The following is a 9,333-nucleotide window of genomic DNA, read 5'->3' on the forward strand; positions in this document are numbered from 1 at the left end:
ATTCGCATGTATCCCTCTTGGCCATCCTGGTCGCCGCTGGGGATGGACGAAACCATCCCCCAAAATCCTCCCGCGGCCCGTCTGTCATGCGGGCTTGGCGTCATCCATCCTGCCAGCGGCCCGGGACTGGATCAACGACCAATTGACACCGGTGACAATAAACGCATCGGCACGTCACCGTGACAGGGGGGTGCGAAAGGACCTCTACGGCATCATCCCTAGGCCACGGACCCAGGCGATGTAAAGGTCCGGCCACGCCGCGACGGGCAGCCCACGGGCGCCGCGAAGGCCGAAGCCATGCCCGCCTTGCCGGAAGATATGCAGTTCCGCCGGGACCTTGGCAGCGTGAAGGGCGGCATAGAAGCGCAGGCTGTTCTCCACCGGCACGGACGGGTCGTCATCGGCATGCAGCAGGAAGGTGGGTGGTGTCTGGGACGTGACCGACCGCTCGGTGGAATAGGCCGCGTCCTGCGCCGGGGTGGGCGTGGCGCCCAGCAACTGGTTGCGCGACCCCTTGTGGGCGATGGCCGGATCCATGCTGGCGACCGGATAGATCAAGGCCAGGAAGTCGGGGCGGGCGCTCTGCTGGTCGGCGGCGTCCACCGGCGCGTAGACCGGGGCGTCGTAGCGCGTGCCCAGGCTGGCAGCCACGTGCCCGCCGGCCGACAGGCCCATGGCGCCGATCCTATGGGGATCCAGGCCCCATTCCGCCGCACGGGCGCGGATCAGGCGCAGGGCGCGCTGCGCATCCTGCAGAGGCACGTCGGCGGCTTGGGCATGGCCTTCACCCGGAAGGCGGTAGGTCAGGACGAACACGGTGACGCCGGCCGCGCTGAGTTGCCGGCCGATCTCATTCCCCTCCTTGTCCACCACCACCCAGCGATAGCCGCCGCCCGGCATGACCAGCAGGGCCGTGCCGTTGGGATGGTTGGGGCGGTACGCCGCCAGGTGCGGCCGCGTGATGCCAAGGGTGTAACGGTCATGCAGGGTGGGATCGGCGCTGCGTTCCACCACCAATTCCTGGATGGTCACCCCCTCCGATCCCGGGCCGACGCCGCCAGGCCAGATGGGAAAGGGAACGGGCAGTTCATCGGCCTGGGCTTGGCCCAAGGGAACGCCGGCCGTGATCCAGCCGGCCAAGGCCGCCAAGACGACGCAGGCCGCACGTAGCTTCTTCACAAAAGGCTGGAAACCGGTGTCATATGTGCGCCCGGGATCGGGACGGGTAGGGGCCATGGCATCCCTCCTGCTTTTGATCGGCGATAATAATAGGGTAGTGGGAGGAAGCATGGACCCGGTTCGAGTCATCCGCCAAGCGGAAAGTCACGTTTCCTTGTCATGTGCCGGCTTGCCCTCCGTTGATCGGCGCCAGATGCTGGGACTCGGGCTGGGGGCCACGGCGACCCTGACCCTGCCGGCGCGCGCCTGGGCGGCGTCCGACCCGGTGGTGGTCACGGGGCACGGTCCCGTGCGCGGCCTGCGCCAGGACGGTATCCATGTGTTCAAAGGCATCCGCTACGGCGCCGATACTGGTCCGCACCGTTTCCAGCCGCCACAGCCACCGGCCCCCTGGCGGGAGGTGCGGGATGCGCGGACCTATGGTGCCGCCTGTCCCCAGACGCATTTCGATGAGCCGCAGTCGGAGGATTGCCTGTTCCTGAACGTCTGGACGGCGGAGGCCAAGGCGGGCGGCAACCGGCCGGTCATGGTCTATATCCATGGCGGGGCGTATTCCCATGGCTCCGGTAGCGATCCCCTCTATGACGGGACCCGCCTGGTTCACCGGGGGGATGTGGTGGTGGTGACGCTGAACCACCGCCTGAACGCCCTGGGCCACCTGTACCTCGGCCGTCTCGCCGGACCGGCCTACGCCCAGTCCGGCAATGCCGGTATCCTGGACCTGGTGCTGGCGCTGCGGTGGGTGCACGACAACATCGCCGCGTTTGGCGGCGATCCCGGCCGGGTGATGCTGTTCGGCCAGTCCGGCGGCGGGGCCAAGATCGCCACGCTGATGGCCACGCCGGCGGCCCAGGGCCTGTTCCATCGCGCCGCCACCATGAGCGGCCAGCAGGTCACGGCTTCCGGCCCGTTGAATGCGACGGCGCGCGCCACGGCCTATCTGGCGGCGCTGGGCCTGACGCCCGAACGGGCGGCGGAGGCGGCGGCCCTGCCGGTGGACAGGCTGTTGTCGGCCCTGAACGCTGCCGACCCCATCCACGGCGTCGCGGGCCAGGGTATGGGGGGCCTCTACTGGGGCCCCGTGCTGGATGACCAAGTGCTGGCCCGCCATCCCTTCTACCCCGACGCGCCGGCGCAATCGGCCGCTGTCCCCATGATCATCGGCAACACCCATGATGAGACGCGGCTGCTGATCGGCGGAAGCGATCCCTCGACCTTCACCCTGACCTGGGACCAGGTGCCCGGCCTGTTGGCCAAGCACATGCGGGTGGACATCAACCCCGACCTGGTGGTGGCGGAGTACCGGCGGCTGTATCCGGCCTACAGCCCCAGCGATGTTTTCTTCGCGGCGACGACCGCCGGCCGCTCTTGGCGCGCCGCCGTGGTGGAGCTGGAGGCGCGTGCCGCCCAGGCGCAGGCGCGGGGCCAGGAAGCGCGGGGCCAGGGAGCTGGTGGCCAGGGGGCCGCTCCCACCTACGCCTACCAACTGAACTGGGGCAGCCCCAAGGACGGCGGCAAGTGGCGGGCGCCGCATACGCTCGACATCCCCCTGGTGTTCGACAACACCGCCGTGCCGGACGCCCTGTCCACCGACAGCGCGGAAGCGCGGCGCCTGGCGGACCAGATGAGCAACGCCTTCATCGCCTTCGCCCGAACCGGCGATCCCAACGTCGACGGCGCGCCCCGCTGGACGCCCTACACGCTGGCGGGGCGGGAAACCCTGGTGTTCGACCTGGAGTCGCGGCTGGAGCCCGATCCCAGGGGGGCGGAGCGTCGCCTTTTCGCCCGGGTTCCCTTCACCCAGCAAGGGACCTGAAGGCCTCCGGACGGCCCTCAAATCCGCGGGGGAAACGGCATTTCCGCGACGGATGCCAGCCGGTGACAGGGATGACACTGCAAACAACTCTTGGTGCTTGCATCGATCGGTAACCGGTGTCATTTTACAGGCAACGGCGATGGCCAAAAAGGCCGCCAAGACGCCGATAAACGGGAGGGTGCGGGATGCCGACACGGATGGGCAAGGGCTTTGGCGCCGATGAGGGCGGCCACGCCTCACATATTTTCCTCAACACATCATCGGAAGATCGGGGCGCATTGCAGCCATTGGCGCGGCGCTGACACGGCTTTCTTGATCCGCCTGGCGGCCGGCCCTCTGCGCCGGTCTGGGTGGCGGATTAAAATTGACACCGGTCCCAAAAAGGATCGGACGGACGGGGAGGCCGGACGGTGGGCATGGCCAGGCGACAACGTCTGGTTTTTCTGGGAACACTTCGCCGGGGCCATCCGGCCAAGTCCTTCCCGGGACGCACAGGCCGGCAAAGCAAAACAACAAGGTTGAACGGAGGATTACGTCAAATGCTCAAGACCACGAGCCGGGCGCGGCGTCGCACACTGTCCACCCACGTTTCCGGGGTGGCGTTGCTGCTGGCCTTGACCGCGGGGGGCGCCGGTTCGGCGTACGCCGCCGACCAGGCTTCGGACGCGCCTGCTCCGCTGGCGGCGGACCAGGCGGCCGCACCGGCGGAGCAGGCGGGCCAGGCTTCGCCGCCCCAGACCGCGGTGCCGCCGGGGGCTGGTGACGCGCTGGATGAAATCGTCGTCTCCGGCTTCCGTCGCAGCCTGAACATCGCGTTGCAGGCCAAGCGCGAGAGTTCCGGTGTGGTCGACAGCATCGTGGCGGAAGATATCGCCAAATTCCCCGACAAGAACCTGGCCGAATCCCTGCAACGCATTCCCGGCATCGCCATCACCCGCGATGCGGGCGAGGGGCGGCAGATTTCCGTGCGCGGCCTGGGCCCGGCCTTCACCCGCGTGCGCATCAACGGCATGGACGCGATCGCCACCACCGGCAGTTCCGACGCCCAGGGCGGCAACAACCGGTCCCGCGCCTTCGACTTCAATGTCTTCGGGTCCGACCTGTTCAGCAATCTGACCGTCCACAAGACGCAGTCGGCCGACCAGGAGGAAGGGTCGCTGGGCGCCGGTGTGGACTTGTCCACGCCCCATCCCCTGGACTTCGGTGGCTTCAAGCTGGCCATCAATGGCAAGGCCACCTACAACGACCAGAACAAGAGCAAGCAGCCCAACGGCGCCGTGCTGGTCAGCGACACCTTCAACGATGGCAAGCTGGGCTTCCTGGTCGGACTGTCCTATTCCAAGCGCGACACGCAGCAGCTCAGCTCTGAAACCACGCGCTGGGCGTCCAACGCCTCCAACGCGTCGGGCAGCTACAATGGTGGCGTCGCCGCGTCGGGCGCGCTGGCCGGTTTCAACGCCCCCAACGTTTTCATGCCGCGCATCCCGCGCTACAGCGTTTATGAGTACAACCAGAGCCGCGCCGGCCTGGTGACCTCGCTGCAGTGGAAGCCGGACGAGGACACGGAGATCAGCCTGGACGGTGTGTTCTCCGACCTGTGGGGCACGCGCTCGGAAAACGACCTGGAGGCCATCAGCTTCAGCCAGGCGCGCACCACCGTGGGCAGCATCGTCACCGGCAAGCCGGTCATGCAGATCACCTCGGGCACCTTGGACGCCAATGGCAACCTGATCGCGGGCACCTTCAACAATGTCGGCATCCGGTCCGAGGCGCGCTATGACGTGCTCAGCACCCAGTTCGGGCAAGAGACGCTGAACATCAAGCACAGCTTCTCCCCCAGCTTCCGCATGAACGCGCTGGGCGGCTACTCGATCTCCGCCTTCAACAATCCGGTGCAGACCACCATCACCCTGGATCGCACGGGCAGCAACGGCTACTCCTTCGATTATCGCGCCAACAGCCAGCTACCCGTGCTGTCCTATGGCTTCGACGTCACCGACCCGGCGAACTGGAAGCTGGTGAACGGCCTGTCCAACATCCGCCTGCGGCCCAACGGCACCCAGAACACCTACGGCAACGGCGACCTGGACTTCGAATATGACGTCAGCAACGAGCTGACGCTGAAGGCGGGCTTCCAGTTCAAGGACTTCACCTTCACCACCTACAACAAGACGCGTGCTTCGGAAATCGCCGTTCCCAACCTGCCGGCCGGCGTCACCCTGGCCAGCCTGACCAAGATCGGCGGCGGCGTGGGCGGCTTCGCCCCGGCGGGCACCCCCAGCAATTGGCTGGTGGCCGACATCGACGCCTTCGCCAACGCGCTGAACATCTACAGCAAGACCGGCACCTTCTCCGTCAGCCAGACGGGCACCGGCTCGCTGGGCAGCAATTACGCGGTGGAGGAGAAGGACTACGGCGGCTACGTCCAGGCCAACTTCAAGACCGACCGGCTGGGCCTGCCCATCCGCGGCGATGTCGGTGTCCGCTTCGTCACCACTGATCAGAGTTCGTCCGGTTACCAGGCGGTCGGCAGTAGCCCGACCTGGGTGACGGTCGGGACCGACTATCATGATGTGTTGCCATCCATGAACCTGGTGGGCGAGGTCACGGATGATTTCCTGATCCGCGCGGCTTTGGCCAAGGTCATGGTGCGCAACGATCTCAGCGGCCTGAACCCGGGCGGCAGCGTCAACGTGGCCGGCACCAACCGCACGGTCACCTCGGGCAATCCCTACCTTAAGCCCATCCGCGCCAATACCGCCGACCTGTCCTTCGAGTATTACTACCAGCCGGGCGCCTTGATCTCGCTGGGCCTGTTCTACAAGGACATCAACAGCTACGTGCAGACGCTGAGCGAGAACAAGGTCTACAACGCGTCCGGTCTGCCGCTCAGCCTGCTGAACGGCACCGGCCTGACCGGCAACGAGGTGTTCACCTTCAGCACGCCGGTGAACACCAAGGGCGGCGACCTCAAGGGCTTGGAAGTGAACTTCCAGCAGCCGTTCAGCTTCCTGCCGGACTTCTGGAGCAACTTCGGCATCCTGCTGAACTACACCTACGTGGACAGCCGCATCAATTATCTGCTGTCGGCGACTTCCACCACCACCACGCTGGCCGACCTGGTCGGCCTGTCGAAGAACGCCTACAACGGCACCCTGTACTATGACGACAAGGTGTTTAGCGCCCGTATCTCCGCCGCCTATCGCAGCGGCTACCTGACCCAGGTGCCGGGCCGCAACGGCAACGATGTCGAGGGCACCAACTCCACCATGAACGTGGATTTCGCCTCTTCCTACGCCGTCAACGAGCGCCTGACCTTCAGCTTCAACGCCATCAACCTGACGAACGAGTGCAACAGCCAGTATGTCGGCTCGGTCAACCGGTTGAACTATTACAACTGCACCGGCCGCATCTACGAAGCCGGCTTCGCGTTCAAGTACTGAGCCGGCTCAGGCCGGGGCGCGGGTGAGGCGGCGTCCCGGTTCTTCCCGTAGCCTCAAGACCCTTATGTGCTCCAACTTCCCGACGCGCGCTGGCACCCGTCCGGCGCGCGTTTTTTCATTCGCGCTTTTCTATGCCGCTGGCGTACCCGAAGTTGTGCGGGCGCTGTCGGCATGGTTCACTGAGCGAAAGGCGTGGCAGCGGACGGGGCAGGGCATGCGGTGCGCGCGATGGACTTGTCTGCTCGGCGTCCTTTTGCTGGGCTCGGGGTCAGCTTTGGCCCAAACGATCTCTCCGCCCCCATCATCGCCCACGGCCCTGATACCGGCCAAGCCCAAGGCGGCCCCACCCGTACCAGCGGAACCCGAAGGCACGCTGCCCGACTTTATCATCCAGGCTCCCGATTTCGTGTTGCCCGACCCCTTGGAGCAGGACCGGTTCTTGCGGGAGGAGGCGGAGAAATGGCGCTTCAACAATATGGAGACGTACTTGAACCCCGGTAAGGAGGACAGATACCTGCGCCTGCCGGAGATGAACACGGGCACGACCCGGGACCAGCGCTATCTGGGAACCCTGTTGCATCCCTGCAAACTGACCAAGGATCACGTCCTCACCTGTCGCTGATCCATCAATTGCCCAGCGGTTCCCCACCCAGGCGTTTCAGCGCGTCCGCCGCCAGCGTCCGTGTCAGGTCGCCGGCGGGCAGGGCGCGACCCAGGCGGGCCGCTTGTCCGGCCCATTGGTTGGTGAAGTCGCCATGGCCCGCCGCCTCGGACTTGGCGCGCAGGGGGGCCAGGGCGCCGCCGGCAGTGGGAAAGGCGGTGGGGGCGTCAGACAGGGGCCCCACCTCCCGCATCAGGCGGTTCACGATGCCGCGCGCGGGGCGGCCGGTGAACAGGTTGGTCACGGCCGTGCCATCGTCGGTGACGCTGTCCAGGGCCTGGCGATGGACCTCGGGTATCTTGATCTCCGGACAGAACAGGTAGGCCGTGCCGATCTGCACGGCCGACGCGCCCAGGGCCAGGGCCGCGACGATGCCGCGCCCGTCAGCGATGCCACCCGCGGCGATGACCGGCACCGAAACGGCGTCCGCGACCTGCGGCACCAGGGCGAAGGTGCCGACTTGCGTGGCCATGTCGTCCGACAGGAAGTTGCCGCGGTGACCGCCCGCCTCCAGCCCCATGGCGATGACGCCGTCGACGCCGTGGTGCTCCAGCCAGCGCGCCTCGGCCACCGTGGTGGCGGACGCGATGACCTTGGCCCCCGTGGCCTTCACCCGGTCCAGCAGAACCTTGCCCGGCAAACCGAAATGGAAGCTCACCACGGCGGGCTTCACCTCTTCCACCAGGGCGCAGAAATCAGCATCGAACGGGGTGCGGCCGCCGGTCGGGGGCGTGTCGGCCGGGTCCAGTCCCAGCTCAACGTAATAAGGCGCCAGACGGGCGCGCCAGGACAGGAGGCGGGCCGGATCCGGAACGGGGGGCGTGTGGCAGAAGAAGTTCAGATTGAAGGGCCGGCCCGTGCCTTGCCGTACCTCTGCCACCGCGGCTTTCAGGCCGTCCAGCGTGTATTGCGCGCCGGGCAGGGAGCCCAATCCCCCCGCCTCGCTGACCGCCACCGCCATGGCGGGCGTGCTGGCATTGGCCATGGGGGCCTGCAGGATGGGATGGTCGATGCCAAACAAATCCAGGATGCGGCGATCGGGCCAGGCGGTCATGGACGGTCTCCCGTGGGCGATGAGGACTGCCCAGGATGTAGGACCGCCATTACCGCCGCGCCATGGAAATCTGGGAAAATTGCGCGGCCGGTAGGGCCAGCCGCATCGCCATCAATAATGCGGCGGCGGCTTTTCATCCTGGGGGAGGGGCGCCAGCCCGCCTCCGCCTCTTGCAGGCGGGCGACCAAGCGGCGCATCCGGGCGGTCAGCATGTCGATGGTCCGGCCCTGGTCGGCCACCACCTGCGACAGTTCCTCGGCCATGCGCTCATGATGGGCGATGCGTGTTTCCAGGTCGATAAGACGTTGTTCGACGGAATCCATGGGGCCGGCTACTTCCTGGGGCTCGGGTCAACCAGGGCCTCTATAGCACCGGGGATGCCAGAACTTGCCCCATTATTTTTCAACCAGCCGCATCCGCAAACCCCGTCCGTCACGGGCGGCACAGGTCAGGCCGCCTGCGGCTCGCTCACGGCCTGGGCGTCGGCCACCACGTCGGGAAAGTCCTGCACCCGGCGTCGCCAGGCCGCCGGTGTCACGCCCATGGTCTGGCGGAACAGCCGGGTGAGATGCGCCTGATCGGCCAAGCCGCAACTCAGCGCGATGTGGGACAGCGGTTCCGTCGTGGTGGTCATCAGCCGCTTGGCCTGTTCCATGCGTTGATGGATGACATATTGGGTGAAGGGCACGCCGAAGGTGATGCGGAACGCGCGCGAGAAATAGCTGGTGCTGAGGCGCACCGGCAGGGCGACGTCCCGGATGCGGATGGGGGCCGTCAGATGCTCCTGGATATAAGCGTGGACCCGGCGCACTTGCCACGGGGCCAAGCCACCGGCGACGGGCGGCGTCTCCGCCGCCTTGTCCCGCAACAGCTCCGCCGCCTTCTGCAGGCAACTCGCCGCGGCATGGCTGTCGTTGTCCAGCAACGTCAGGGCGTCGCGGAGCAGGACGGCGATCTCATCCCGGCGCCGTGTGACGGCATCGGGCACAGGTGCGATGGTCAACATGGCTTACATCCCGGCTTGGATATGCGCCCATTCTTGGTGCCGCCATGCGCCGATGTCGAATAAATGAGTGCAAATCGGCTGTAAGCCGTGACGCACCAGCGCCGTCCCGGCGCGTGCCGCGTAAAGGTCCACTCCACACATATTTTTCCATAATCTTCCTTATCGGCTTTATCG

7 protein-coding genes are annotated in these 9,333 nt (G+C 66.5%); 3 read left to right on the forward strand and 4 right to left on the reverse strand.

Features of this window, described 5'->3' with window-relative positions:
• Positions 1–204: 204 nt before the first annotated feature.
• Positions 205–1,236, reverse strand: coding sequence for an alpha/beta hydrolase (locus UCD39_RS25780; protein ID WP_330498458.1), 1,032 nt, complete (start codon positions 1,234–1,236; stop codon positions 205–207).
• 136 nt (positions 1,237–1,372) lie between these two features.
• Here UCD39_RS25780 and UCD39_RS25785 point away from each other — a divergent pair, with 136 nt between their 5' ends.
• The 3 genes from UCD39_RS25785 (at position 1,373) to UCD39_RS25795 (ending at position 7,060) form a co-directional block, all read left to right on the forward strand.
• On the forward strand, positions 1,373–2,995 hold the full coding sequence (locus UCD39_RS25785) for a carboxylesterase/lipase family protein (protein ID WP_330498459.1): 1,623 nt from the start codon (positions 1,373–1,375) through the stop codon (positions 2,993–2,995).
• A gap of 539 nt (positions 2,996–3,534) precedes the next feature.
• Positions 3,535–6,438 carry a TonB-dependent receptor gene (locus tag UCD39_RS25790; protein ID WP_330498460.1) on the forward strand — a complete coding sequence of 968 codons (2,904 nt, stop codon included), beginning with the start codon at positions 3,535–3,537 and terminating at the stop codon, positions 6,436–6,438.
• Between the two features lie 406 nt (positions 6,439–6,844).
• Positions 6,845–7,060, forward strand: a complete 216-nt coding sequence (locus UCD39_RS25795; RefSeq protein WP_330498461.1) for a hypothetical protein — start codon at positions 6,845–6,847, stop codon at positions 7,058–7,060.
• Between the two features lie 4 nt (positions 7,061–7,064).
• Here the strand turns inward: UCD39_RS25795 and UCD39_RS25800 are convergent, their stop codons facing one another.
• The 3 genes from UCD39_RS25800 to UCD39_RS25810 form a co-directional block, all read right to left on the reverse strand.
• The gene (locus tag UCD39_RS25800; RefSeq protein WP_330498462.1) at positions 7,065–8,153 is read right to left on the reverse strand and encodes an NAD(P)H-dependent flavin oxidoreductase; all 1,089 of its coding nucleotides are present in this window, start codon (positions 8,151–8,153) and stop codon (positions 7,065–7,067) included.
• Entirely contained in the window at positions 8,150–8,476 is a 327-nt protein-coding gene (locus UCD39_RS28615; RefSeq protein ID WP_442943699.1) for a SlyX family protein, read from the reverse strand. The genes UCD39_RS25800 and UCD39_RS28615 overlap by 4 nt, the downstream gene beginning before the upstream one ends.
• Before the next feature lie 125 nt (positions 8,477–8,601).
• The gene (locus tag UCD39_RS25810; RefSeq protein ID WP_330498463.1) at positions 8,602–9,159 is read right to left on the reverse strand and encodes a helix-turn-helix transcriptional regulator; all 558 of its coding nucleotides are present in this window, start codon (positions 9,157–9,159) and stop codon (positions 8,602–8,604) included.
• Between the last annotated feature and the right edge of the window lie 174 nt (positions 9,160–9,333).

This window comes from Nitrospirillum karajorum (assembly GCF_036348415.1).
GTDB classification, from domain to species: Bacteria; Pseudomonadota; Alphaproteobacteria; order Azospirillales; family Azospirillaceae; genus Nitrospirillum; species Nitrospirillum amazonense_B.